This is a genomic window from Sulfolobus acidocaldarius DSM 639 (assembly GCF_000012285.1).
GTDB lineage: Archaea > Thermoproteota > Thermoprotei_A > Sulfolobales > Sulfolobaceae > Sulfolobus > Sulfolobus acidocaldarius.
Genome location: NC_007181.1, coordinates 2,030,671 through 2,056,256 on the forward strand (window position 1 = coordinate 2,030,671; position 25,586 = coordinate 2,056,256).

The following is a 25,586-nucleotide window of genomic DNA, read 5'->3' on the forward strand; positions in this document are numbered from 1 at the left end:
TAAAATATTAGTAAGTTTTTATTAATATACCTTATATTGCTGAAATATAACCACTTTAATACCTTTTATATCTAAACATTTTGAATTAAAACTTATATATTAAAATATTGATATAATAGTTGGGGTTCAAAATTTGAATATAAGAGATATATGGAATGAGGAAACAAGGAGAATTGAACAGGAGTGGTCAGAAGACCCTAGATGGAAAGGAATTAAGAGAAATTACACAGCTTCTGATGTGGTAAAGTTAAGAGGATCTGTTAGAATTGAATATACTTTAGCAAGATTAGGGGCTCAAAAGTTGTGGAAGTTATTAAACACTGAGCCCTATGTTGCCACCTTTGGTGCCTTAACAGGCTCCCAAGCGGTGGAGATGGCAAAAGCAGGATTAAAGGCTATATACGTAAGCGGATGGCAAGTGGCTGCAGATAATAACTTATCAAATCAGACTTATCCTGATTTAAGCTTATACCCCTCTAATAGTGTACCGAACCTGGTAAGGAGGTTAAACAATGCGTTATTAAGAGCAGACCAAATATCTTGGAGTGAAGGAAAACGAGATGTAGATTACCTATTACCTATTGTAGCTGATGCAGAGGCTGGCTTTGGTGGTCCTATTCATGCATTTGAACTAACAAAGGCTATGATTGAAGCCGGTGCAGCTGGTGTACACTTTGAGGATCAGTTAGCTTCCGAAAAGAAATGTGGTCATTTGGGTGGAAAAGTACTGATTCCCACAGGTGCATTCATAAGAGTACTAAATGCAGCTAGACTAGCTTCAGATGTCTTAGGTGTACCGACAATATTAATTGCAAGAACAGATGCGTTAAACGCTGCATACTTATCTAACGATATTGATGAGAGAGATACTGCCTTCTTGACTGGAAAAAGAACTCCCGAAGGTTATTATGAGGTTAAAGGTGGCATAGAATACACAATCGCGAGGGGATTAGCCTATGCGCCTTATGCTGATTTACTGTGGTTTGAGACATCACGCCCAGACTTAGATGAGGCTAAGCAATTTGCAGACGCTATACACGCCCATTTCCCAGGAAAAATGTTGGCCTATAACCTGTCCCCCTCTTTCAACTGGAAGAAATTTATGGACGACTCTAAGATTGGTAAGTTCATAGAGGAATTGGGTGACATGGGTTACAAGTTCCAGTTCATAACCCTAGCAGGCTGGCACTTGATAAACTACCACACATTTACACTAGCAAAAGCCTACAAGAACGAAGGAATGCTAGGTTACGTGAGGTTACAGGAGCTGGAGTTCCAGGCTCAACGCGAAGGATACACCGCAGTCAGCCACCAAAGAGAAGTAGGAACCGAATACTTCGACCTAGTACTAACAATAGCCTCCGGAGGAAACGCATCAACCACAGCAATGAAAGGATCAACTGAAGCAGAGCAGTTCGTTCAAGTAGAACAAAAAGCAAGAAAATGAAAAGTCTAACTAGTTTTTAGTCTTTTTCTACAATATTCTATCCCTACATTTTTATAATCTTTCATAAAGAATTTTAGGGTTGTTATTTCAACTGACCTAAACTAATTTAATATATGTCAGTAACATGTTTATCTGGTTATGAGTATTATTCCACTGGTATCGAACCTATTCGCCTTAAGAAATTCGTAAAATGCTCGATCTAAAGTAACTAACGGTATTTTAGTAAAGTTGTGGGATGAATATAATATAGCGTCAAATATATCATTCCAACCTTTACTTATAATATCGTATACAAGATTTAAATCTAGTTCCTCCATCGGAACAAGGTTCACAGTATGGTTTATATAAGATAAACCTTTAATTGCGTCCTGCGGTATTAGTCCTAACCCGAGTTTCCTCGCCTCCTTTATTACAACTGCAATAAGCTCTACCAACATCAAGGAAGGGTAGTATACGTTCTTGCCTTCCAGTAAATTTTCGTCAACTCCTCTAACTTTAATACCTAAGAAGGGGAGTAAAAGTGATGTATCAACCATTAATTCTGAATGATCTAGTAATTTCTTCTCCAACCTTTTCTACCTCATCAGCGTCTATTTCTGCCCAATATCCCGTTGGCTTCCTAAGGGGAACTAAGGTAATTTTATCGCCTTCTCTTGTAACCATTAATAAATCTCCCTCCTTTATCTTCATTTCTTCAACGATATCTTTAGGTATGTATATTGCATATTTCTTCCCCACTCTTAGAACTTTTGCCATGTGATCATTCTGGTAAATCTTACTAATAAGCATTATCTGACCGCACGGATCAGTGAGACTGAAAAACCTTACTCGTTGCCTAACTGAGTGTTGGTTAGTAGTATATATTTCACACACTTAATGGTGATACGAGGTATGTGGGCAAGAGTGCCTAAGGAAGATTTCGTAGGCTTCACTTTTGTATGAATACACCATGTAGTAATTAACTAACAAATTAGGTAAACTTGTCTGAGACGTAAAGTATTGTATATAGCAATATATAATCTAATTTTGTATAGACAACATGCTAAAGGATCAACTGAAGCAGAACAATTCGTCCAAGTAGAACAAAAAGCAAGAAGATCAAACACAATTCTAAAAAATTCAGAAAAATCCATATGTTCAACTTTTTTTAAAAAAAGTTTATAAGAGTGAAAATTATCCTACTCCTATGAGAGAAGAGTACGTAAAAGAGATTCCGATAAAGGCTGACAGGTCTACAATAATGAACTTATTAACTGATGCACATCTTTTTGCGGGTATATCTGGTCACATTTCAATATACAAGCTCTTTGATACAACTTTAAATGATTTTGTCCCCCAGGCTGATGCTAATAACCCTGGAGATAAATATAAGATAGCTTTTCTTTACCAAGATGAGTCAGGCATATTATATTGTTTAGATGGTGTTCTTCAAGGTCCTCAAGTTAATTCAAACAGTGTAACCTACTCAGGACATACAGACGATAAACAGTTAAGCTTGGAGATCAACTTCGATGTTAAAGATGATAACGTAGTAGGGAAAATGAGCATAGAGTATAGTTCTGGTTTCTTTGACCTATTTAAGAGGAAATCCTTCAATAAAAAGGCTAAATGGTACGGCAATATGGCAGAGCATATATTAGTTAAACACTACTCATGGTACCTTAGTAAGTTAGGTCCATCAGTGAGCAACAACCTTGTTGAGATCTCTAAGGCAAGTGGTGACGTTAATGAGCTGATAGGGAAACTTAGAGGTTTAATGAAATTCAATAATACATTCTTTGTCTTAAAGGGAGATGACTTCAAGATGGTAGGAAAGATAAGTAACGGGGACATTGTGAACGCTAAGTTGACCATGTCAGGTAAGGTCTATGTATATAGGGAGGCAATAGCAAAACTATTTACATTGACAGGTAATGCTGAACTAAAGGTGTATAGAATGTCATCTGATGACGCTATTATGGCTGTGGTGGAGAATATGGAACAATAAGAGATGTTCTTTTCCTTGTGATCCATAAAATAGATTTTTAGATGACAGGTGTGTGACGAGATAAAACTACTCGTATTAGCCAATGTTCAAGGAAATCAACGAAATCTCGTATGAGGACTTTATAGTTGACTTACAAATAAGTGACCTAGCTCAAAGATTTCTCCAGATAATAAACATGAACAACAACAAAACCCCTAAACAACAACTCATCAGCCTCTTTTAGTAACTTTGTTATTGAGTCTTTCATCAGCAACCTGTACTAATTTTAAAATATTTTCTCTATAAGCGTTAACCTGTTGGCTGTCCATGTTTACAGTTATAAGCGCGATTGCAGATCCCCAGCTCTCAATAATCCACTTCCCAAAAATTGACGATAACGAGAAAACACACTTGTTCAGTAGCTCTCCACTCCATCCTTCATTACTGATCTTATTAATGACTTCGAGCTCTAAAACACTTGATAGGATTTTTATTGACTCCTCAGAAGCCTTATAATACTTCTCAGAAGCCTGAACAACATCACCCCTAGACAACAACTCATCAGCCTCCTCCAAGTATACATCAGCTGACGTTCTTAGCTTTAGCATAGTATTCTCACTCCATCAACTATTATTATATACTTTGCAAATTATAAATTACATCTTACGGTATTGGTGTATGTATCATATGTACTTCTAAAACCGCATTCGCCCATGGCATTTGAAGTTGTATACCTAGGTAACTTATTTGTTTTTCCACTCGCCTATGTCAAACAACGGATCCATTACCAAAGTAAATAAAAATACAGTAACTATATTTTTCATCAACATAAATCAGTAATATCCATATTACCATTTGTAAATTATGGTGACATAAACCTACATTATCACGTGTGGTCATAAACATAAATATGTTAAAAATTGATCTTAAATTATGAAGGTAAAAGATGTCAAGGTTCACGTACTTAAGGTACCCTTGCCTGAACCAATACAGTTTTCATGGGAGCCTTTACCCCATCAAGATTATACGTTCAGTCTAATAGAGCTAGAAGGAGAAAATGGAGTAAAAGGTTATTCAGCCATAGAGCTTGGAAGCACGTACAAAGCATTTATAAACACGTATGTGAGACCACTTTTGATTAATCTTCAGATAGACCTTGAATTAATACCTGATAGATTCCTACAAATAGGCTCATGGTTAATACAAAGGACTGGTGCATTAGAAGTTGCCATTTGGGACTTAATAGCTAAAAGTAATCAGTTACCTCTATATAAAATGCTAGGAGGAAAGAGGAAGAAAGTAAAGGTATATGCCAGTACTGGGAGATTAATGGATGTAAAGGAAACTATTGACTTGATAAATGATTATTATAGTAAGGGAATTGACATTGTGAAAATAAGGTTTAGGAGAAATTCTATAAAGGACGATCTGGCACTCCTGAGAGAAATAAGGAAGACCTTTGGAGATAGTATAAGAGTAGCTGTAGACGCTAATCAAGCGTGGACTTTCACACCACCATACTGGGATAGAATGACCGCGCTTAAGGTCGCTAAAGAGCTAGAGCAATACGATGTGGAGTGGTTAGAGGAGCCCCTTTATAGAGAGGACATAGAGGGATATAGGTGGCTTAGAGAGAGAAGCAATATTAAGATCAGTGGAGGAGAACTGGAATACGATTTGAGTAGGTTTAAGGCATTTGTGGATTCTAAGGCTCTCGACATAGTTCAGGCTGATGCCGTTTACTCAAACGGTATAAGAGAATGTAGAGTTATTGCCTCTTTAGCTGAGAGTCATAACTTGGAATTCTTACCACATGCATGGGATCCAGGAATGGGTTGGGTAGCTAATCTTCACTTATCAGCCTCTCTACCTGAATCTCTGACAAAGTATATAGAAACTCCCTTGGATCCATTATGGTGGTTCAATGATGTACTCTTCGCTATTACAAAGAACAAGATAATAGTAGAAGATGGTTACGCTATTCTACCAGAGGATGCAGGTCTAGGACTAGAGGTAAGTGATGAGGCGATTAAAAAATATGAAGTAGAATGATACTAGTAGAGAGGATCATAAATACATAATGTAGAGAAGTAGTCTAAAGGAAAAAGGGAGAAGAAAAAATTAACATTCTTTTACTACATCGACCTTCATGAAACCGTTTTCTTTACCTTTATCCTCTATCTTGAGGTTAAGGTCATTTACCTGTAAGATGTATTTCAGGCTAACATACCAGTCATAGTCGTTCATAAGTATCTCTACTGCCTCTCCACACTCCTGGATCTTTTTTATAGCTGTCAACATTATCATTAAGGGGCTTTTACTCCCACAACTGTCTATTTTATCCAACTTTACGGTCTCTATTATTTTCATGGTTCAGATCCTTTCTTCACTGGTGAGCCGACAACATTACCCCATTCAGCCCATGACCCATCATATACTCTGACTGCTGGATATCCAAGTATATACTTTAACACAAACCAAGTGTGGGCAGCTCTTTCACCTATTCTACAGTAAGTTATAACTTCCTTCTCAGGTGTTATGCCAGCGTTTTCATATATTTTCTTTAGCTCGTCCACTGACTTAAACTCACCAGTCTCAGGATTCACAGCCTGAGCCCATGGAATATTTGCAGCACCTGGTATGTGACCTCCAACTTGGGTCTGCTCATCAGCGTACTCTGGTGGTGCCCTTACCTCACCTGTAAATTCCTTTGGAGATCTAACATCTACCAACACTAATGATTTACCAATCTCACCTTTGTTCAATCTCTGTAACAGTTCCCAGAAGAACGCTCTATGGCTACCCCAATCGACTTTCTTCACCTTGTAACTACCTTTAGGATATTGTGGCTCCTTAGGTCCTTGCTCAGTAGGTAAGCCCTCTTTCGCCCATTTGGTTCTCCCTCCGTTAAGCACTCTCACATCATCATGACCGTAAGCCTTGAATAGCCAGAACGCGTAAACAGCAAACCAGTTGTTGTAGTCCCCGTAAAGCACAATAGTTGTGTCGTTGTTTATCCCTTTTGATTCCATTAGTTTTTCAAATTGAGAGGGCTCAATAAAGTCTCTTACAACTGGGTGTCTGAGATCCTCCCTCCACCTAATTAGTACAGCTCCAGGAATGTGCCAAACATTGTAGGCAGTACTTGGATCATAGTCTACCTCTACTATCCTAACTTTAGGATCCTTTTGATGATCTAAAACCCATTTATAATCTACTATTACTTGTGTTGTAGTTTGTGTCATACTGATCAAGTATAAATATTTAGCCCTGAGTTTAAATCCTTTAAGAAATGTGCAAGTCTAGGAAATATTGTGTCTTTTCTAAAAATTTTAGCCTTTACCTACATTAACCGTGTAAAGTAATCTTATGGTATTATCTGCCTTTGGCTAAAACCAGAACTTCATTAATTACCTCGTCAATATTACTAACACTACTATACTTTCTCCTTATCTCATCCAAACTGATCTTTTTCTCGGTCATATGTTTAATAAGGACATCATAAGTAATACTAACAAGGATTTGGTCGTCTATCTTTCCCTTATACTTCATCCTCAACTTATCAATTACCTCGTCTACGGTACACCCTTTACTCTCAGTCGGGGTAGAAAGGATTTTATTATCCTTTAATTTCCATGTCATACTAGTAACTTGTCTGGAGAGACTAAATATCTTTTGATTTTAGACTTCATTCTAAGAAAATTTCCATAATAAGCTTCTCATTTTAACAACGTCTCCTAATATCAACATTGACGGAGAAGAAGGTCTAACATTAACTAAATCCTTCAACTTCATCACACTGACCCTTTGGTCAACATAGGTTCCATGCTCTACTACTGCAACATCATCTAAAGGTGATCTCCTCGACATTAGACCCTTACTTACCTCTTCCAATCTTTTACCAGCCATTAATACAACTAATGTCCCTTTATCTGGGACTTTACTGAAATCAAATAACTTTCCTCCCTCTGTGACCCCTGAAACAACAGTAACCATGTCAGAGAAACCGTTTGAGGTTAAAGGTATACCAGCATAAGCTGGAACTGAGTTTACTGCGGAAACGCCAGGTATAACTTCACACTGAATTCCCTCAGCAATCATGTTGTAACATAATTGAGGACCCCTACCAAATACGTATGGATCTCCATTTTTCAGCCTTACAATAACGTCATATCCTCTTAGATACCTTCTAATCACTTCAATTTCATCCTCGTCAGAAGACAACATGTACTTTACGCTGTTTTCCCTGGCATAAACTACAGCCTGAGCTGTCAACTTATCATATATTACAACGTCTGCAACCTGTAAATACTTTAAACCTTTCAAGGTTAATAGCTCAGGATCTCCGGGACCTGCACCAATTACAATTACTTTCTTTTTAAGACTCACTGAACTTGTCCACCTCCTCAAGTCTCATGGACAAGAGCCTATGGTACTCAGTATATCCTTCAACTTTTTTATCAAACTTATGTGGTTTCATTAGGTCTTTGACCTTTTCATGAGACTTTAACCACTCAATTATTTTATTGTTACCTAATTTCCTAAATACCTCACCAGGAGTCTTTCCTAAATCTTTATTCATCTCATAGAGCTGGAATAACGCCTCGTTAACATCTGCTAATCTACTTGCTGGAACTTGATATAGGTAAATTACGTTCTCGTTGTAGTCAATTAGAGGTTCCCCAACTCTTTCCTTGTCGCCACCGATCTTAAGCATATATAACTCATACCCACTACCAACCCATCCTATTGGATGTAATGCAGGTCTTGAACATTGTGCTACACAACCAGAGACACCAATGGATACATCACTATTCCCCCATCCCCTTCCCTCTAATTCATCAATAAGTTTGGGTAGAAATCTCTCAGAATCTGTAAAGGACATCTTACACGTCGGAAAACCTACACATGCACTTGAAATAGTTCTTAACCTAGAGTAGTGTTTACCATTCCTTAAACCATAACCAAATTCCCTCAAAATGTTTTCTATTTCGTGTTTGTCCTCATCTGATATCTCCGAAATAATTAAATGCTGGTTTGGAGTAATAAAGAACTTAAGGTTCTCGAATTTATCAGCGATATATCTTGCCATTGATTTAATTCTGCCGTTTTGGTTATCTATGAGTCTACCATTCTCTACAAAGATACCAAAAACCCACTTATCCCCAAATTTTTGCCAACCCAAGTGTAAATCCCTTATTAGATTCACCTTAACTACTGGACCTAATTCCACACCACTATATTCCTTTATTTTCTCTCTCATCCAGATAATCCCAAATTTATGAACAACGTATTTCAACCTAGCCCAATGCCTGTTCTTCCTATCCCCCCAATCTTGTTGTATCCTGACTATAGAGTCTAAAACTTTCAATAGGTCGTCCTCACTTACTGTACCCAAAGGAAGTGCTAAAGCAGAAAATGTCGGATAACCATTATTCTCGCCCATTCCTCCACCAACATACAACTGATATTTCTCTATCTTTCCATTTCTGGAGACCAGGGGGACTATCCCAATGTCATTGGATCTAGCTTCTATGCAGTCGTCCACGTAATAATCTTCTCCTATTTTCATTACTCCAGCAATTCCTATTTTGAACTTCCTAGGTAGCAAGTTGTCTGCATATTCGTAGTGCCCCTCAGGATTTTCCTCTCGTAAAGTTGATGATGCTTCTTCACTTAATTCAAAAACTTGAATGTATAGATTAGACGGAAGTCTAAAATATCTGGCTATCTTACTTGCTAACCCGTTCGAGTTGAATATGCCGTAATAACTAGATATTGGGCAACCCACAGTGTTTCTTACGTTATCTCCACAGCCGTTAAGCGTAAAGTATCCCGTCTCTGCTATCTCCCTAATCGCATTTACTAGATCTCTCTTCTTGACGTGATGAAACTGTATATCTTGCCTAGTTGTTAACTTTATACTGGGTTGGTTGAACCCAGTGTAAGCATCACTAATAGTATACTTATTTGCTATGTCATCGAACATTCTCCATTGCCTAGAAGATATTGGACCTCCTCCAGGTATTGAAACCCTTATCATGTAGATCCAGTCTTTGACCTGACTGACCCTAGCCTTCTCCCTGTGGAACTCCACATAAATGCCAAAGCTTTTGGCTATTAGGGACACTTCGTTCTCTAGATCCTCTCTTGTCAAATTTTTAAGAGAGTTCTTAACGTTTACGGTATCTTCTTTTAGACCTCTAGTTTTAGCTTTTATCTTCTCTTCTTCAGTGTAGTTCCCTGGATCTGTTTTAAATTGGGGTTCGATAGGAACGTCAGTTCACCTCTCCCTGAAATGTAAACCACATTCCTTATCTCCTGACTGTTCCCACCACCACCTTCCTGCTCTGGGATGCTCCCATGACTTGACAGCCCTGGTACAGGGTTCACAACCTATGCTCTTATAGCCCATGTCATAAAGCTTGTTATAGGGCAAATTATTCCTCTTAATGTAATCCCACACTTGCTCCCATGTCCAGTCAGCTAAAGGATTGATTTTTATTATACCACCGTTCACCTGATCTACTTCTATCTTCTTGATTTTAGTTCTGGTCACATTCTGCTCCCTCCTAAGCCCAGTTATCCAAGCATCTAAACCCTTCAAAGCCCTCTGTAAAGGCTTGACCTTTCTTATCTCACAGCAGAGCTTCCTAAACTCCACACTCTTGTAAAATAAGTTAACGCCATATCTATTCACCATATCTTCAACTTCTTCTTTATCAGGAAAATATATCCTGATTTCGGTCTTTGGGTACTTAGTTCTTAATTCGTCAATGAGATTATACGTCTCTTGGTTCAGTCTCCCCGTATCTATAACGAAAATTATGGGCTTGTCTACAACTTGATTCATCATGTCCAGAATTACAATATCCTCTGCCTGTAAGCTACAGGCTAAGGCAATCCTCGGGTAAAACTTCTGAACACCCCATCTCAATACCTCTAAAGGCTCCCTATTCTCGAAGTGGTTATTTAGTTCCTCAATCTCCTTCTGGCTAAGCATAACTGCCAACGACCACTGATAAAATAGTGTAGTTTAAATTTTAGTATTTCGATATATGCAACTTTTGCACAAATAACTAGAAATATAAATATATATGTAGTGTAGTTTTAGTGTAATGATAGGGCACGGAAAGATTGAAATTAGTGAGAGAATTACAAAAATTAATGATTTTAAGGAATTAAAATTAGTTGAAGTGAAGCGACAGTTAGCCCATGAAATTATAAGCATCAGTTACGGCTTTTTATCGCCATTGAGAGGTTTCATGAATTATGAGGAAGTAGACAATGTGGTAGAGGAGATGAGGTTACCAAATGGTGTTCTTTGGCCTATACCAATAGTTCTAGACCTAAACGAGAGCGAAGCGGAGGAAGTAAAGGAGGGTGATGTAATTGGATTCACGTATATGGGTAAACCTTTAGCTGTAATGAGGGTTGAGGAGAAATTCAGTTACGATAAGGGAAAGATGGCTGAGAAAGTCTACAAAACCAGAGATGTAAAGCACCCGGGGGTAAAAAGAACCCTCTCATACAAGGAGAAATTCGTTTCAGGTGAAGTTTACCTTGTTAACGTGCCTAAGTTTACCTCAGTTTATTCAGATTTTTGGTTGACACCTAGACAACACAGAGAGTTATTCGAAAGGATGGGATGGAAAAAAGTAGTTGCGTTTCAGACCAGAAATGTACCTCACACTGGACATGAGTACTTAATGAAGTTCGCTTGGTTTGCAGCAAATGATGGATTGAGAGTTGATGAGCCTAGAACTGGAATATTGGTGAATGTGGTGATAGGCGAGAAGAGGATAGGTGACTACATTGACGAGGCAATACTATTAACACATAAAGCACTTGTTGATGCGGGTTACATCAGCAAAAGAGTTCATAAGCTCTCGTTCACGTTATGGGATATGAGATATGCTGGACCCAGGGAGGCTCTACTTCACGCAATTATTAGGACTAACCTGGGCTGTACACATCACGTATTTGGAAGGGACCATGCAGGGGTAGGGAATTATTATTCACCTTATGAGGCTCATGAAATATTCAGTAAAATAAATGAGGATGATCTTCTTATCAAACCTGTTTTCATAAGGGAGAATTACTACTGTCCAAAGTGTGGAACAATAGAAAATGATATCTTATGTGATCATGATTCAGACAAGCAGGAGTTTAGCGGAAGCCTAATAAGGAGCATAATACTAGACGAGGTCAGACCCACTAAAATGGTTATGAGACCTGAAGTTTATGATGTACTCATGGAGTCAGCTAAAAAATATGGATTCGGAACACCGTTCGTTACTGAGGAATACCTGAATAGGAGAGAGAGTATATTTGAATTAGGTGATCTACAATGAAGGTGTACATTTGGCTGAGTGAAGAGGTTGCCAAAAAGTTAGAGGATCTTGGTCTAAGATACGGTAAAGAGGTTCTTGGAGGTATGAAGAGGTTAGAGATCGAGGTAGAGGAGGAAATAGTGAAGAGAATTGTTGAAGTGTTTCCAAATGCTAAAGTGGATAGGAGCACAACCAATTCCATAGAACTTCTTCCTAAGCACTTTAAAGAGAAGGTCATACAACTACTTCTGAACAGGGGAACCGATCCAAAGGATGCCTTAATAGAGGCACTGAACATATACGCTAAACAAAAACAATCTTAAGCAATCTAGTTTTTGAGAATCGTCATGGCTTTTAAAAATTGATAATATTGAGGCTAAGTTAGTAAATATTATTTTTATTTACAGCAAGTAATTTCAAAAATATTTCAAAGACTCGCCTTTGTTAGAAGAAAAATTATTAGGTTTAAAAATATTTTAATAACATAGGATCCACAATTAGACTATTTTTATCATCTAACTTCTTAAAACTCTATAAATAGTTTATTAACTTGTTAGGAGTATAAGATTGTATGAAGGCAGCTGTTCTTACAGCATATAACTCGCCTTTTGAAATCAGAAAAGATGTAGAGCCGAATGGATCAGGAGTTGTAGTTGATGTAGCGGCTACAGGTATTTGTGGACGAGATTTAGTGGTATGGAAGGGAGGGTTCAGAAATCTGAAATTACCACTGATATTAGGTCACGAGATAGTAGGTTATTATAAGGGAAAACCGGTAGCTGTCTATCCTAACTTATCCTGTGGAAATTGTGAATATTGTAAAGCTGGAAAAGAAAACTTGTGTGAAAACGCAAAAATAATAGGGGAAGGAGAGATTACGGGTGGTTATGGAGAAAAAGTAATTGCACCAGAAAAGAACTTAATACCTTTGCCAACTGAAGAGATGGAGAAGTATGCTGCTGCATTGGACCCTGTAGCTACTGCCATACATTCAGCTAAGCTAGCGAATCTAAACAAGGACAGTAAAGTATTAGTAACAGGAGCAGGAGGAGGAGTGGGAGTTCACTTAGTTCAGTATCTGAAGCACATAGGTATAAAGGAGGTTTACGGATTAACTTCCAAGGTTGACAAACTTAAAGAACTTGGAGCAACTCCAATAACACAGATAAAGAACGAGAAGTTTGATGCGGTATTTGAACTTGTGGGCTCAAAGACTATAAATGACTCTCTTAGATCCCTAAAGAAAGAGGGAACTTTAGTGTTAATTGGGAATGTCGAGGGAGAGCCAATAACATTACTGCGACCAGCCTTAACAGTTATGAGACAGCAGAAAATAGTAGGATCAGCAGCATATACTAAGGAAGAATATGAAGAGGCAATAAGGATAATTGGTGAGAACAAGATTAAAATAATATATGAGAGTTATGAACTGGAAAGGATCAACGAAGCTTATAGAAAGCTAGCCAATAGGGAGATATTTGGAAGGGCAGTGTTGAAACTAAGATAATACTTAACTACCTCCTTCTCGTTGTCATGAAAATGATGTATTTTTTCATTCAATGAAAATTCTGATAATTTTTCCAACATCTCTATGGCTTGTTTTTATTTAGCACTAAATTACTTGAATATTGGTTTTTTCATGCATTTGACTAATTATTTAGTACTCTAAGTTATTATACAAAGTTATTATAGTTAGAGTAAATATTATATTATATATGGCATCTCTAAGCAGTGTAATAGGAAAAACAATGTTCATAAGCCAAGGTGAGCTAGCTGACACAGTTGCAATACCAGCAGCCATAATTTATGAAACAAAACAGCTAAATGAACCTATTTTAGTAGTCACAAGCACAGGTAAAAGTGGAATTAGTTTAGGCTACTTTCAAGATGTTGACACTGAAGTGAACTTAGATGAGGCGAGGAGAAGGGGAGTAGATGTAATAAGGAGATTAGGTGTAGGAGGTGGTACAATATATGCCTCTAAGGGATCCAGCATGGCAATGTTCATGACATTCCCAAAGGACTTCTTCACCAATATGGAGAAAGCCTTCTGCCAAATAGGATCAGCAGCCGTTCATGCGTATTTCAAGTTAGGTGTGAAGGGTGCTTGGTACGATCATATCGGCGATGTTAGGGTAGGATCCCCAAGAGCCTATAGGAAAATTACAGGATTTGGATTTACCACAATAGAGGATATACTGGTACTTAACATGGTGATAGGTGTAGGCAAAATAGACGTACAGGAGATGATAAATGTGATTAAAGTCCCTCCAGAAAAGTTCTCGGATAAAACCTCAAAGAACGTCCAAGATTACTTAACATCTGTAGAGGAAGATACGGGAAGAAAGCCCTCCGACGAGGAAGTGTATGAAGCCTTTAAAACCAGTTTAGAGGAGACCTTAAGGATAAAGTTAGAACCCCATGAGTTCTCGGATCAGGCTAAAGCAATATTTAACAAGTATAAGGAGATGGCTAAATCAGACCAAAACCTATTCCTTAGATCCAGTGGAAAGAGATTCTCTAATATCCCTCAAGGGTATGCCGTAGGCTTCTCCAGATATAAGGCTAGGAAGTTGATAGTTACGCATTTGCTGACAGATGGTAAAGAGATTAAAGACATCATGATAAGTGGAGATTTTTACTGCTCTCCATCGGAGTACTTATTCGAACTTGAACAAAAACTTAAGGGAGTCCCCTTAGACGATAAGGAAAAGATTTCAAATATTGTGAATAGTATGTTCGCCAGGAAGAATTTCGAGATGCCAATGGTCAAAGGAGAAGACATAGTGGAGTCGATCACTAGAGCCATAGATAATGCTAAACAACAACTACACAGATGAAAAGGAAAGTTTGATTTTTAGCTTTAGCTAAAGACTATCCACAAAGATTATTTTTCTTATTTTTTTATAGAAGGCTACCTTATCATTAACAAAGTTCATGATCTCCTCTTCACTAACCTTTCCCTTATATTCTTCCTTTAGTAAGACCTTAGCAAAGACCTTGTGACCGACCTCCGGGTCCCATTCACCATCAACATAGGCTCTCTTTACAGCCGGATGTTCCTCAAGGAGTAGCTCCAGATCTCTTGGAAATATTGGATAAGCTTTGTATTTCAGGAACCTTTTCTTTAAACCTCTAAAGTATAGGAGACCGTTCTGGTCCATCATAAAGATATCCCCTGTATAAAGCCAACCGTCCTTGATAGCCTTAGAACTCTCTTGAATATCTAGGATACCGTGACTACCATAACCCTTCATATTCCAAGGAGATTTGACTATCAACTCGCCATCCTGACCTATGGGCACATCCTTTGTACCTGTCTCCTTATCAACAATTCTTATCTTAACTCCAGGAAGAGGAATTCCTACACTACCATATACCTTGAGGTTTGCAGGTTGGTATGTAACAATTAGTCCCTCTGTAAGACCATAAGTTTGTACTAATGGGAGGTTTAACTCCTCAAAGTAAGCCTTTTGTAGGTCTGGAGGTACAGGGGCTGCTCCGGTTATACATAACTTAAGCGAAAACTTTTCCTTCTTGAGATTTGGTAATATTTCCTTAAACACCATAGGAGGGGCAGGCCACGTAGTAACCTTATATTCTCGAATTAGATCTAGAGCCCTATTTGGATCATATCTCCTCATTAAAACAATTTTTCCCCTCTCCATAATAGTTTCTAACAGAGCGTCAAGCCCAAATATGTGGGAGATGGGGAGAGATATTAGAATTGTGTTCTCCTCTCCTATTTCACCAGCTCTGACCAAGGAACTGACATAGTTTGAGGAAATTAGTCCGTAATGGGTATGATAAACTTCATATGTTCTCCCTATAATTCCTGCATAATGCATAGACACCGCTATATCTTCCTTGGGGTTAATCTCTACCTCGTCAACATTAGGGGAAGAATCTAAATCATTTAGGCTATTAAATGAAAAGACATTGTAACGTGACATCACCTCTTTCTCTCTCTTGTATATTTCCTCCTCAGTAACTATCATCTTTGGGTCAGTCAACGAAAGTTGGTATTCAAGGTCCTTGCCTGATGACAATGGATCAATTAAGGCTACCCTTACTCCTAACATGGAGGAGCCAAAAAACACTGGAATAACCTGTGGAGCATTAGACATAATAAGTGAAATAGCGTCTCCCTTTTTCAGTCCATGTTCCTTTAGGTAACTTGCGAAGCGTTTAGCGAAGGAGTATAAACTCGAGTAACTGAATTCTTTCCCCTCAAAGACCAAGAGTGTTAAATCACCTTTTTCCTTCACAGACTTATTCAACACCTCATGAATTGGAATCTCAGGGATGTTAAGATCACTCAGGTTTTCAGGGTAAAACTTTGACCATATATCCATAATATTATTTTTTATAAAAAATTAAAAAGTCTTTATGCGGAGTATTGAAAAAATTATTTCCCCTTGTACTTCGGTTGTCTTCTTTCCACAAACGCCCTCATTCCCTCTTTAAAGTCCTCAGTAGCTGACAATATTAGAAGGTCTTGAGAGGCAGACTGTAATTGCTGAAGATAGCTGTTCCTTATGGAATTTACAGCTCTCTTTATTGCCATACTTGATAATGGCGCAATCTTCTTAGCCTTTTCAACTATCTCCACAGTTGCAATCTCCAATTGGTCATGGGGTACTACAATGTCGACTAAACCTAACTCTTTAGCCTGTTTAGCACTCATCCAATCTCCGGTTAATGCATATCTAGCGATCTTCCTACTTATAAAACCTACACCCATGGAGGAAGCTAAAGGTGGCAACGCACCGATTAAACCCTCTGGTATAGCAAACATAGCATCGTCACTTGCCACTATTATATCGAATAATATGTTAAGCTCCATTCCGCCTCCAAATGCCAAACCGTTAACTGCTGAAATTACAGGTTTAGGGTAGTTCAGAAGTAGATTTATCAACGGAGAAGAGAACTTCTCGTTCCATTCCATAGCGCCTGCCACACTCCCCCAGTAATTCATCATCTCGATATCGTCTCCTGCGCAGAACGCCCTTCCCTCTCCTGTGATTACCACAGCCCTTATCTCAGAGTCGTCCTTAGCCTTCTTAAAGGCTTCAGTTAAACCACTCCACATGGCTTCATTCAATGCGTTAAGCTTATCAGCTCTTGACATGGTTATTTTAGCGTAATCATGTAATTTCTCGTACTTAACAGGACCAAAGTTAGCCTTCTCATAGTTCCACTTAAAAAACCCCTCCCCACTCTTCACACCCAACTTTCCCTTACTGACCATCTCGGTTAAAAGGGGATCAGGCTTATAGTACTCGTTCTTTGTCACCTCATACCTCTCCTCTAAGAACTTCAACACATTATCAATCCCGTATTTGTCTGCAAAGGTCAGTGGACCCTGTGGCCAATTCATACCTTTGACCATACCCTTTTCAATGTCCTGAGCTGAAGAGACATCGTTCCTGAGTATCCAAGCTGCCTCATTAACAGCAGGCGCAATAATCCTCAAAGGGTTAACATAATACATGTTGTCTGTGGGGACTACTCTTGCTCTTTCGTAAGTCTTACTTGTGTAAGTGTAGAAACCTTTACCGCTCTTTATCCCTAATCTGCCTTCTTCAACTAACTTCTTCAATACCTTGAAGTGTGGAGGTTCTCCTTCACCCCTTTTTATAGCCTCTAACCCTGCGTTATATGCTACGTCTATACCTGTAAAGTCCATGAGCTCCAAAAACCCCATGGGCATACCTAATCTAAACCTGCTCATTGCGTCAATATCCTCCTTTGAATATCCCTCGTCATAGAGTAATACTGCCTCGGGGAAAGTTCGACCATTTATTCTGTTAATTAAGAATCCAGGCACGTCTTTCTTAACGACTACATAGTCTTTGTTGATCTTCTTAGCAAGGTCAATAGTGGTCTTCAAGGTCTCTTCTGCAGTCTTATTCCCCATAATTATCTCCACAAGGGGCATTAATACGGGTGGATTCATAAAGTGTAAACCTATGAACTTTTCTTGCCTTCCAGTAACTTCTGCTAGATAACTTATTGGAATTGTTGATGTATTAGTTGCGAATATGGCATCTTTCTTTACAACTCTGTCCAATTCTGAAAAAATCTTTCTTTTAACATCTGATCTTTCTATGGCTGCTTCAATGATAAAGTCTACATCTGAAAAATCCCCAAAGCTAACAGTTGTTTTAATTCTTGATAACACTGTGTTTGGGTTCTCCTTAATTTGTCTTTTTTCCCTTAACTTCTCCAATGACCATCTTATTTTTTCCAATGCGTTCCTCAAGATATCTTCATTGACGTCTGTTAAAACCACGTTAAAGCCTGCTATAGCTACAACTTCAGCTATCCCATGACCCATAGTTCCTGCTCCGACTACACCTACTCTTGAGATTTGTGACATTATTATTAAATAAATAAATAAGATATTAAAGTTTAGTTTGAACCACAAAACTAATTAAGTTAAGCAGAAAATATTAATTATGTCCAATGTTGCTATAGTAGGTACAGGACATACAAAATTTGGAGTAAGAACGGACGTCAACCTTCAAGAGCTTACTTGGGAAGCAGTTAAGCAAGCTCTTGAGGAAGCTAACTTAGAACAAAAGGACATAGAGATGTTTGTAGTGGGTAACGCAGGTGGATGGAGTTCTGAGCCCCTCTCAGCAATAGCAATAGGAGAATACTGCAATTTAGCCCCAAAGGGAACCATGAGGGTTGAAGCTGCATGTGCTACAGGGAGTGCTGCCATAAGAATAGCTTATCAGGCAATTAAGTCTGGTGAGGCTAAAGTAGCCTTAGTAATTGGTGTGGAGCAAATGAATCAGTCACCTCATCCTGTAGCGGTAGAGATGATGGGAAGGGCAGGGAACTACTTCTGGGAATTCGAAAACTTCGGCTTAACATTCCCAGGTTACTATGCACTATATGCAACCCGTAGAATGGCTAAGTATGGAATGAAAGAAGAGGATTTAGGTAGTGTTGCTGTGAAGAACCACTATTATGGAAGTTATAACCCCTATGCCACATTCCAAAAGCAGATAAAGATGGAGGACTATTTGAAATCAAGAGTTGTCGCATATCCATTAAAATTATATGATGCATGCCCAATTACTGATGGTGCAGCTGCACTTATTTTAGCCTCTGAGGAAGTAGCAAGAAAGATAACAGACTCACCAGTATGGATAGTATCACAAGGGTTTGCCTCAGGTACTATAAATTTGTCTAAAAGAGAGGAGTTTCTGACTATAGATGCTTCACGAGTTGCCACAGAGGAAGCTTATAAGAGGGCTAAAATTGATTTCAGTGATGCATGGAGGTATTTTGATGTTGCAGATGTACATGACTGTTTCACAATAGCTGAGATAATGGCATATGAGGACTTAGGGTTTGCAAAGAGGGGAGAAGGACACTTGATGGCTAGGAATGGTGAGACATATATTGGTGGAAAAATACCAGTAAACGTTGATGGTGGTTTAAAGGCTAAAGGACACCCAATAGGGGCAACAGGAGTAAGCATGGCAGTGTCAATAACAAGACAACTACTATACAGGGCACACAAGGGGACACAGGCAGACATAAGGAACGGGATGGGAATAACACACAACGTAGGAGGAACAGGACACTACGCATACATAACAATATACTCAACCAGAAAACCAAATGCGTGATTAGGATGGGAACCTTAGAGATTAAGGAAAAGCAATTCAATGAAATAGATAAGAGAGTCTTAGAGCAGATTGATCAACTTATTAAAATATATGGAATGCCAATAATGAGAGAACCAAAAACAAATAACCCATTGTGGGTTGATGTTAGGGATTTAACACAACGTTACGTTATTCCAATTGGGAAAATATACAAGTTTTTTGAGTACTTGAACCAAGGGAAGTTAATAGGGACAAAGTGCCCAAAATGCGGTACCATATATTTTCCCCCACAAGATGATTGTACAAGTTGTAGATTATCTGGACTAACAACCGTAGAATTATCTGGAGAGGGAGAATTGTTAACATACACAATTATAACAGTTAAACCTCTAAGTTTTATGCATTATCAAGATTACATAGTGGGTATAGCTAGACTAAAGGAAGGGATTAATGTCTTAGCATGGGTGAATGAGGATCCTAAGAATATCCAGGTTGGAATGAAAGTTAAGCTGTCAGTGGTAAAGAGGGAACCTGAGGGTTATATTACATATGAGTTAAGGAAAGCTTAGGTTTAAGGAGCTATGAATAATAAAAAAACTAAATTATCACTTTTTATCTATCTAAAAAGGAATAATATTAAGAAGAAGTAAATAAGTTTTTATATTTGTCCCTCAGTAATTTCTTATCAAACTTTCCTGTACTTGTTTTAGGTATCTCATCAACAAAGACAATATCATCTGGTAACTGCCACTTGGCAAACTTCTTGGACAAGTGATCAAGCAATGACTTCTTTACCTCGTCCTTAGGCAAATTCTCGTAATCCGACTTGAGCACTACAATAGCCAATGGTCTCTCACCCCACTTAGGGTGAGGAACACCAACAACACTAGCCTCCCTAACATAAGGATGAGCCATCAAAAAGTTCTCCAAATCAATACTACTAATCCACTCACCACCACTCTTAATCACATCCTTCAACCTATCAACAAGCCTAATATAACCCAGAGGATCAACAACACCAACATCACCACTCCTCCACCAACCATCAGGGGTAAAGGACTGTGATGTCCTGGGGTCGTTGTAATACTCTCTAGTTATCCACGGTCCTCTTATCCAAATCTCACCAACACTCTTACCATCCCATGGCAACTCCTGATTAGTAATTGGGTCAACAACCTTAACTTCAACACCGAAAACAATCAATCCCTGCTTCATTTTAAGGAACTTATCCTCAGCAGGTAAATTATCTATCTCTGACTTGGAGAAACCCACAGATACCACTGGACTAGTCTCAGTTGCACCATACCCCTGATAAACTTCCACACCATATTTAGCCAGTTCTGATACTAGTTTAGATGGTGGTTCCTGACCTCCCATAGAGATCTTTAAGCCCTTAAGGTCTGGTTTAGGATCCATCTTTTCCAATCTTTTAAGAAGCTCAATTATTATAGTGGGCACTGCTGCAGTTCTAGTGACCTTGTAATTTAAGATGTAGTCTGTTAGACTCTCAGGTGTAGGTCTTCCAGGATATATCTGTCTACATCCCTGCATTGCAGCAGCAAATGGAGTTCCCCATCCATTGGCGTGAAACATTGGAACAACTTGAAGTAATGTGTCTGTGGGTCTCATATCATGGGCAACGGTCATTGCGTGAAGCACCACTGACCTGTGAGAGTAGAAAACTCCCTTGGGTAGACCTGTTGTCCCTGAGGTAAAAGCAGCATAAGCAGCGCTCTTTTCATTCACTTCTTCAAATCTTCTATTTGGAGAGTGGGATTTTACCAATTCCTCATATCCGTAAACTTTTGATGCTAGACTCATACCCTTTAGGGGCTCTATCTCCTCAAGTGACTTATCACTCATTACCACAATGAAATCAAATTTATACTCCTTGGATAGGATCTGTGCAAGTAATAACAGTGAGTCGTCTATAAACAGACCTTTAGCCTTGGTGTGTTTTACAATATAAACTAAATCAGATGGGTGAAGCCTGAAATTAAGCTCTAACAGGACTCCTCCTATTGAAGGAACTGAAAAATATGACTCGAAAAACCTATGGTCGTTCCAGTCTATTATACCCACAACATCACTGGGCTTAACATCAAGTTCCTTTTCCAGAGCATTAGCCATACTACGCACTCTATCTAATACCTTTCCGTAGTTTAGAATATGCAGTTCTCCACCCTGAAGTCTTCTATCGGAAATGATCTCAGTCGTAGGGTGAACCTTTCCTGCGTATTCCAAAACCTTATGAACACTTAATTGCCAATCATCGTTTGTAGTGGATTTAGCTCCATCAATCATAATATATACTACATTTAGCAATTTTATATATTTAACTTGAAATACAACTTATAACTTTCGACATTAATAACGTTATTAACTGTTTAATTTCCACTTATCCATTAGATATGTTGAGTTGATTTCGTTTAAGAAAAATAAATAACTTAAATAAAAGGCAAATTTATTAATAGGAAGTATTACTTATTATATTAATCAAGGGTGAAATAGATATGATTAATTCAGAGTATGGAAATACTACCAAGGAAGGAAAAATACTTCACAATAAGTTTAAATCAACTGTAGAGGGACTTGACTGGAACACATTTCCCATGAGACTATTTGAAATTGGAGAGAAATTCAGGTGGACTGCATATGAGCTAGATTTTTCTAAGGATAGAGAGGACTGGAAAAAGTTAAAGCCATCTGACAGAACCCAAAACAAAATTATATCTTCTTATTTCCTAGCAGGAGAGGAGTGTGTAGCTAGGGATATATTACCCTTAGCCAACGCAATGGAGGAGTTGGGGTTAATTGAGGAAGCCCTGTATCTTACACAGTTTGCTAGAGACGAAGCTAATCATACTGTAGCATTTAGAAAGTGGTTTGAGAGTGTAGGTGAGACAGAAGGAATATATGACTTCACCTACAAAAATGAGCCGTATAGGAGATTGTTCTACGAAATAATACCAACAGATATGAGAAGGTTATATAATGATCCTTCACCTGAAAACATAGTAAGGGCAGTAGTTTCCTATAACTTTGTTGCAGAAGGAATATTAGCAGAAACAGGATATTACGGTTATGTGAAGGGTTATGAGAAAATCTTACCTGCTTTACCTGGACTATATAAGATGGTTAAGTTAATCACCAGGGATGAAGCTAGACATATTTCGTTTGGTGCATATGTGGCTGCACTAATGATATCAATGCATGGTGACAGTGTGTTAAATGAGTTCAATAGGTATTTCGGGCAGTTAACCCAAGAGATAGGATTTCCTTTAATCGAAGCTAATAGAAAGATCCAGTTATCATATGACTGGAAAGAAGAAGACAAAGGACCTCTCTACAAATACTTCGTGGAAAGCGAAGAAGGTTTTCAAGACGTGATGAGTTTTGCCACTAGGATGTTCCAGCAGAGATATGCTGTAATAGAGAGAGCAGTGAAAATGAGACCTGAACAAGTAAGGAGACTACATTTAAGAGATATAGGTATAGAAGAATAACCGGATTTTGAGATAAAAAACATAGGTTTAACTTTTTTATTCATGATTTTTTATCTCTAAGTATCTACTCTTATCCTAGGAAGGACGTCACTAAGTTAATAAATTGAGTAGGATACTGGTATATCAGTCCATGACCCGCATCAGGGCTAAAGATATATAACTGCGCATTTGGTATGTTCTCAGCTAAATACTGACTATTCTGAGGAGGCAGTAAAAGATCACTGTCACCTCCGATAACAAGTGTTGGTGCTGTGATGTTTTGCAGTTGCCCTACTGAGTTAAACGTAGCTAAAGCATTAGTCTGCTTTAAAACACTTGTATAACTTATCGGGTATTTCTCCAGTGTAAATAAGACATACTTTGCTACGTCTGGGTGAGCCTGTAACCAATCACTTGGCACTAAATAAGGAATTATAGTCTCGACCGTAACAGTTGGATCAGAAGCTGTAAATCCAGTTATAATAGATTGAGGGGAGACTTTCGGAGGATACAGGTAAATATTAGGTGCAGTACATAGCAATACTAGTTTATTTACATAGCTCGGGTAGTCAATGGCTATCTGTTGGGCTACAAAACCACCCATTGACCAGCCTAGAACATTCAGGTTAGAGTAACCTAGATAGTTTAGTAGACCTATGGTATCACTGGCATATAACGGAATTGTATAAGTTAATGCATCATGAAGAGGATCTTGACCTACTGTACCACTCCTTCCTGTACCCCTATTATCGAAAATTATGACCTCATACTGCGACGCTAAACCATTTATAATTATAGGTCCCCAACTCTCTAAGTTTCCCAAATATCCCATTATCATTATAAGTGGTTCTCCACTCCCATATATCTCATAGTAAATATGTATATTGTTTACTGGAGCCCAGCCGAACTCCTTGGGAACCAAGTTAGAGTAATTTATTTGAGGCGGTGTCTGTGATATACTTAACGGGATTCTCGTAGCTAATGCGCCTGCTATAGCCCCAGCACCTAAAATCTTAATAGCGTCTCTCCTGTTCATGGCTGATTAAAGATATATCTAAACTAGTTTTTAAAGTTTTGTCATAAAGTTTCAGAATTTAGTAAAATAATTTCATTTGACTTAAAAATTCAGGGTATTACCTACGCCTTACCAGGAGTAAGACAACTATAACAATGATAATAACGACCACTATAACGACGATAATGAATGGGCTAATTGAAGGACTGCTTGTTGTTTGAGGTTGTGAGAGACCACTTGATAAAGGCTCAGTACTACTAACTGATGTGGAAGAGCTCTCTCCTACCTGTGATAATGAAGTTGAAACTTGACTGCTAGTGGTAGCTTGATTTGAGGACGTTGTCTGGGACACTGAAGTTGTACTTATAGACGTTGATGTATTGCTAGTACTTGTGGGGGTACTTTGAGAAGTTGTACTAGTAGGTATCACACCGTATTTAATTTCATACACGTTAATAATTAACGAAGAGCCTTCTGTATATGCAGAATACGCCTGGTTTCCTATAATAATTAGCGGGTTGTTCAATGTTATGTTGAATATATATCCTGTCTTGGTATTCACCAGGTATAACTTATTTCCGTTTGCTATTGAGATGTTTTGTGATACCATAAATGCCTGAACGTCATTGGAAATAAGGGGGAGCTGAGATACCGTTTTAATATTTTCATCATGAATAGAGACTAAATCTAGCGTCCCATTACCTTTACCAATTATATACAAGGATGAATTAATGACTCCCAGGGGAGTTGAGGATAATGGAAATTGGATCGAACCTATTTCCATTAATGGTTTCGGTGAGGATAAATTAAGATCATATACATTTATCCCAGTGTTTTTCAGGTCAACGTACACTAAGTTATTTACACTGGCGATCCAATCTATCTCTTGGGGTAACGTAAAGTTGGCGATGACACTGAGAGATACTGGGTCTGATGGGTTAGTAGCTAAATAGGCAATAAGTTGGTTTGAACCCTGATATGAGTTGCCTAGAATAATTACCTTGTAGTTATGGTTGATTGCTATTCCATATGCAGCTGTTGGCATTCCCGTTAAAGGGGTTAAAGTGGTATAGGGAGGATAGTAAAACCACCACTGATTGGGCTCATAAGAGATTAGGACCATGGAGAGATTAAATCCTTCATTGGGATAATTAAGTATAACATTTTCAGTATATGCGTCGCTAACCATTATGAATTGACCCGGTCTGTTGTACAACGACGAGTTCACGAAAGTCCCAGACTGTATATTGTTATAGTACTTGATCCCGTAATACATTCCGAGATAGTGACCGTCTGTAAATGAAGATACGCTAACTGTTGGCATCACCGGTGATGAAAGTGTGTAATTCAAAATTAGCTTCTCAGTATTCTCTGATGAAAGGTAAATATAGCTTATGTTGATATCATATGGAGAACTGCCCTTAATAGATACTGCAGGAATAACAAGACCATTGTTGAAATAAGTTATACCATAACTACTTGTAGAGTTCAAGGGAAATTGAAATGTGTATAATAGTTGAGGATAGTATCCCACTGCAGAATTGAAAACTGTATACGGATAAATTGAGATTGCTAATAATGATATTGAAATTACCAACACTAACACTGATGATAATCTTTCTTTCACATTTATATCATACTAAAAAATAAGTTTAAAAATGTTGGTGAAAATATATTGCGCTATTTTATTACCTTTATAAATTTTACACCAG

Annotated in this window: 24 protein-coding genes; 10 read left to right on the plus strand and 14 right to left on the minus strand. The window is 38.2% G+C overall.

Annotated elements, in window-relative coordinates:
* Window positions 1-133 precede the first annotated feature (133 nt).
* Window positions 134-1,447 carry an isocitrate lyase gene (aceA, locus tag SACI_RS10590; RefSeq protein WP_011278979.1) on the plus strand — a complete coding sequence of 438 codons (1,314 nt, stop codon included), beginning with the start codon at window positions 134-136 and terminating at the stop codon, window positions 1,445-1,447.
* Window positions 1,448-1,575: 128 nt separating this feature from the next.
* Here the strand turns inward: aceA and SACI_RS10595 are convergent, their stop codons facing one another.
* Entirely contained in the window at window positions 1,576-2,016 is a 441-nt protein-coding gene (locus SACI_RS10595) for a PIN domain-containing protein (protein WP_011278980.1), read from the minus strand.
* Window positions 1,976-2,203: an AbrB/MazE/SpoVT family DNA-binding domain-containing protein gene (locus SACI_RS10600; RefSeq protein WP_015385789.1), complete on the minus strand. Its 228-nt coding sequence runs from the start codon at window positions 2,201-2,203 to the stop codon at window positions 1,976-1,978. The genes SACI_RS10595 and SACI_RS10600 overlap by 41 nt, the downstream gene beginning before the upstream one ends.
* 430 nt (window positions 2,204-2,633) lie before the next feature.
* On the opposite strand from SACI_RS10600, the gene SACI_RS10605 reads away from it, so the two are divergent.
* Window positions 2,634-3,434, plus strand: a complete 801-nt coding sequence (locus SACI_RS10605; protein WP_011278982.1) for a hypothetical protein — start codon at window positions 2,634-2,636, stop codon at window positions 3,432-3,434.
* Between the two features lie 209 nt (window positions 3,435-3,643).
* Here the strand turns inward: SACI_RS10605 and SACI_RS10610 are convergent, their stop codons facing one another.
* Window positions 3,644-4,021 carry a PaREP1 family protein gene (locus SACI_RS10610; protein WP_011278983.1) on the minus strand — a complete coding sequence of 126 codons (378 nt, stop codon included), beginning with the start codon at window positions 4,019-4,021 and terminating at the stop codon, window positions 3,644-3,646.
* A 325-nt stretch (window positions 4,022-4,346) separates the two neighbouring features.
* On the opposite strand from SACI_RS10610, the gene SACI_RS10615 reads away from it, so the two are divergent.
* Window positions 4,347-5,465 carry a mandelate racemase/muconate lactonizing enzyme family protein gene (locus tag SACI_RS10615; protein ID WP_011278984.1) on the plus strand — a complete coding sequence of 373 codons (1,119 nt, stop codon included), beginning with the start codon at window positions 4,347-4,349 and terminating at the stop codon, window positions 5,463-5,465.
* A gap of 69 nt (window positions 5,466-5,534) precedes the next feature.
* Here SACI_RS10615 and SACI_RS10620 read toward each other — a convergent pair whose 3' ends face one another.
* The 6 genes from SACI_RS10620 to SACI_RS10645 form a co-directional block, all read right to left on the minus strand.
* Complete coding sequence (locus SACI_RS10620; protein ID WP_011278985.1) at window positions 5,535-5,783, minus strand: hypothetical protein; 249 nt, start codon at window positions 5,781-5,783, stop codon at window positions 5,535-5,537.
* On the minus strand, window positions 5,780-6,658 hold the full coding sequence (locus SACI_RS10625; protein ID WP_011278986.1) for a sulfurtransferase: 879 nt from the start codon (window positions 6,656-6,658) through the stop codon (window positions 5,780-5,782). Before SACI_RS10625 ends, SACI_RS10620 begins: the two co-directional genes overlap by 4 nt.
* 130 nt (window positions 6,659-6,788) lie before the next feature.
* Window positions 6,789-7,055, minus strand: a complete 267-nt coding sequence (locus tag SACI_RS10630) for a hypothetical protein (RefSeq protein WP_011278987.1) — start codon at window positions 7,053-7,055, stop codon at window positions 6,789-6,791.
* Between the two features lie 51 nt (window positions 7,056-7,106).
* Entirely contained in the window at window positions 7,107-7,775 is a 669-nt protein-coding gene (locus SACI_RS10635) for a uroporphyrinogen-III C-methyltransferase (protein WP_176586705.1), read from the minus strand.
* Window positions 7,776-7,791: 16 nt separating this feature from the next.
* Window positions 7,792-9,684, minus strand: a complete 1,893-nt coding sequence (locus tag SACI_RS10640; protein WP_176586704.1) for a nitrite/sulfite reductase — start codon at window positions 9,682-9,684, stop codon at window positions 7,792-7,794.
* A 12-nt stretch (window positions 9,685-9,696) separates the two neighbouring features.
* Window positions 9,697-10,416, minus strand: coding sequence for a phosphoadenylyl-sulfate reductase (locus tag SACI_RS10645; RefSeq protein ID WP_011278990.1), 720 nt, complete (start codon window positions 10,414-10,416; stop codon window positions 9,697-9,699).
* A gap of 115 nt (window positions 10,417-10,531) precedes the next feature.
* Between SACI_RS10645 and sat the strand changes: the two genes are divergently transcribed.
* The 4 genes from sat to SACI_RS10665 all read left to right on the plus strand — a co-directional run bounded on the left by sat (window position 10,532) and on the right by SACI_RS10665 (window position 14,586).
* Entirely contained in the window at window positions 10,532-11,767 is a 1,236-nt protein-coding gene (gene sat / locus SACI_RS10650; protein WP_011278991.1) for a sulfate adenylyltransferase, read from the plus strand.
* Window positions 11,764-12,069: a DUF6955 family protein gene (locus SACI_RS10655; protein WP_011278992.1), complete on the plus strand. Its 306-nt coding sequence runs from the start codon at window positions 11,764-11,766 to the stop codon at window positions 12,067-12,069. Before sat ends, SACI_RS10655 begins: the two co-directional genes overlap by 4 nt.
* Window positions 12,070-12,317: 248 nt before the next feature.
* Window positions 12,318-13,253, plus strand: a complete 936-nt coding sequence (locus SACI_RS10660; protein ID WP_011278993.1) for an alcohol dehydrogenase catalytic domain-containing protein — start codon at window positions 12,318-12,320, stop codon at window positions 13,251-13,253.
* A gap of 208 nt (window positions 13,254-13,461) precedes the next feature.
* A complete protein-coding gene (locus SACI_RS10665; protein WP_011278994.1) occupies window positions 13,462-14,586 on the plus strand; it encodes a lipoate--protein ligase family protein in 1,125 nt (374 codons plus the stop codon).
* 27 nt (window positions 14,587-14,613) lie between these two features.
* On the opposite strand, the gene SACI_RS10670 is transcribed toward SACI_RS10665, so the two are convergent.
* Both SACI_RS10670 and SACI_RS10675 read right to left on the minus strand, forming a co-directional pair.
* Complete coding sequence (locus SACI_RS10670; protein WP_011278995.1) at window positions 14,614-16,101, minus strand: class I adenylate-forming enzyme family protein; 1,488 nt, start codon at window positions 16,099-16,101, stop codon at window positions 14,614-14,616.
* A 53-nt stretch (window positions 16,102-16,154) separates the two neighbouring features.
* Entirely contained in the window at window positions 16,155-18,128 is a 1,974-nt protein-coding gene (locus SACI_RS10675; protein WP_011278996.1) for a 3-hydroxyacyl-CoA dehydrogenase/enoyl-CoA hydratase family protein, read from the minus strand.
* Window positions 18,129-18,207: 79 nt separating this feature from the next.
* Here SACI_RS10675 and SACI_RS10680 point away from each other — a divergent pair, with 79 nt between their 5' ends.
* Both SACI_RS10680 and SACI_RS10685 read left to right on the plus strand, forming a co-directional pair.
* The gene (locus SACI_RS10680; RefSeq protein ID WP_011278997.1) at window positions 18,208-19,395 is read left to right on the plus strand and encodes a thiolase domain-containing protein; all 1,188 of its coding nucleotides are present in this window, start codon (window positions 18,208-18,210) and stop codon (window positions 19,393-19,395) included.
* Between the two features lie 5 nt (window positions 19,396-19,400).
* Window positions 19,401-19,943: a Zn-ribbon domain-containing OB-fold protein gene (locus tag SACI_RS10685; protein WP_011278998.1), complete on the plus strand. Its 543-nt coding sequence runs from the start codon at window positions 19,401-19,403 to the stop codon at window positions 19,941-19,943.
* A gap of 67 nt (window positions 19,944-20,010) precedes the next feature.
* Here the strand turns inward: SACI_RS10685 and SACI_RS10690 are convergent, their stop codons facing one another.
* Window positions 20,011-21,678: a long-chain-fatty-acid--CoA ligase gene (locus tag SACI_RS10690; protein WP_011278999.1), complete on the minus strand. Its 1,668-nt coding sequence runs from the start codon at window positions 21,676-21,678 to the stop codon at window positions 20,011-20,013.
* Between the two features lie 209 nt (window positions 21,679-21,887).
* Between SACI_RS10690 and SACI_RS10695 the strand changes: the two genes are divergently transcribed.
* Window positions 21,888-22,880 carry a R2-like ligand-binding oxidase gene (locus tag SACI_RS10695; protein WP_011279000.1) on the plus strand — a complete coding sequence of 331 codons (993 nt, stop codon included), beginning with the start codon at window positions 21,888-21,890 and terminating at the stop codon, window positions 22,878-22,880.
* 70 nt (window positions 22,881-22,950) lie between these two features.
* Here the strand turns inward: SACI_RS10695 and SACI_RS10700 are convergent, their stop codons facing one another.
* Window positions 22,951-23,895, minus strand: a complete 945-nt coding sequence (locus SACI_RS10700; protein WP_011279001.1) for an alpha/beta fold hydrolase — start codon at window positions 23,893-23,895, stop codon at window positions 22,951-22,953.
* Window positions 23,896-23,992: 97 nt separating this feature from the next.
* A complete protein-coding gene (locus SACI_RS10705; protein WP_011279002.1) occupies window positions 23,993-25,501 on the minus strand; it encodes a hypothetical protein in 1,509 nt (502 codons plus the stop codon).
* Window positions 25,502-25,586 lie beyond the last annotated feature (85 nt).

What these genes read in the sequence shown, in the direction of transcription:
- SACI_RS10600 (WP_015385789.1), bottom strand. Translation starts at nt 2,203, where the DNA reads ATGGCAAAAGTTCTAAGAGTGGGGAAGAAATATGCAATATACATACCT.
- SACI_RS10605 (WP_011278982.1), top strand. Translation starts at nt 2,634, where the DNA reads ATGAGAGAAGAGTACGTAAAAGAGATTCCGATAAAGGCTGACAGGTCT.
- SACI_RS10610 (WP_011278983.1), bottom strand. Translation starts at nt 4,021, where the DNA reads ATGCTAAAGCTAAGAACGTCAGCTGATGTATACTTGGAGGAGGCTGAT.
- SACI_RS10615 (WP_011278984.1), top strand. Translation starts at nt 4,347, where the DNA reads ATGAAGGTAAAAGATGTCAAGGTTCACGTACTTAAGGTACCCTTGCCT.
- SACI_RS10620 (WP_011278985.1), bottom strand. Translation starts at nt 5,783, where the DNA reads ATGAAAATAATAGAGACCGTAAAGTTGGATAAAATAGACAGTTGTGGG.
- SACI_RS10625 (WP_011278986.1), bottom strand. Translation starts at nt 6,658, where the DNA reads ATGACACAAACTACAACACAAGTAATAGTAGATTATAAATGGGTTTTA.
- SACI_RS10630 (WP_011278987.1), bottom strand. Translation starts at nt 7,055, where the DNA reads ATGACATGGAAATTAAAGGATAATAAAATCCTTTCTACCCCGACTGAG.
- SACI_RS10645 (WP_011278990.1), bottom strand. Translation starts at nt 10,416, where the DNA reads ATGCTTAGCCAGAAGGAGATTGAGGAACTAAATAACCACTTCGAGAAT.
- sat (WP_011278991.1), top strand. Translation starts at nt 10,532, where the DNA reads ATGATAGGGCACGGAAAGATTGAAATTAGTGAGAGAATTACAAAAATT.
- SACI_RS10655 (WP_011278992.1), top strand. Translation starts at nt 11,764, where the DNA reads ATGAAGGTGTACATTTGGCTGAGTGAAGAGGTTGCCAAAAAGTTAGAG.
- SACI_RS10660 (WP_011278993.1), top strand. Translation starts at nt 12,318, where the DNA reads ATGAAGGCAGCTGTTCTTACAGCATATAACTCGCCTTTTGAAATCAGA.
- SACI_RS10665 (WP_011278994.1), top strand. Translation starts at nt 13,462, where the DNA reads ATGGCATCTCTAAGCAGTGTAATAGGAAAAACAATGTTCATAAGCCAA.
- SACI_RS10670 (WP_011278995.1), bottom strand. Translation starts at nt 16,101, where the DNA reads ATGGATATATGGTCAAAGTTTTACCCTGAAAACCTGAGTGATCTTAAC.
- SACI_RS10675 (WP_011278996.1), bottom strand. Translation starts at nt 18,128, where the DNA reads ATGTCACAAATCTCAAGAGTAGGTGTAGTCGGAGCAGGAACTATGGGT.
- SACI_RS10680 (WP_011278997.1), top strand. Translation starts at nt 18,208, where the DNA reads ATGTCCAATGTTGCTATAGTAGGTACAGGACATACAAAATTTGGAGTA.
- SACI_RS10685 (WP_011278998.1), top strand. Translation starts at nt 19,401, where the DNA reads ATGGGAACCTTAGAGATTAAGGAAAAGCAATTCAATGAAATAGATAAG.
- SACI_RS10690 (WP_011278999.1), bottom strand. Translation starts at nt 21,678, where the DNA reads ATGATTGATGGAGCTAAATCCACTACAAACGATGATTGGCAATTAAGT.
- SACI_RS10695 (WP_011279000.1), top strand. Translation starts at nt 21,888, where the DNA reads ATGATTAATTCAGAGTATGGAAATACTACCAAGGAAGGAAAAATACTT.
- SACI_RS10700 (WP_011279001.1), bottom strand. Translation starts at nt 23,895, where the DNA reads ATGAACAGGAGAGACGCTATTAAGATTTTAGGTGCTGGGGCTATAGCA.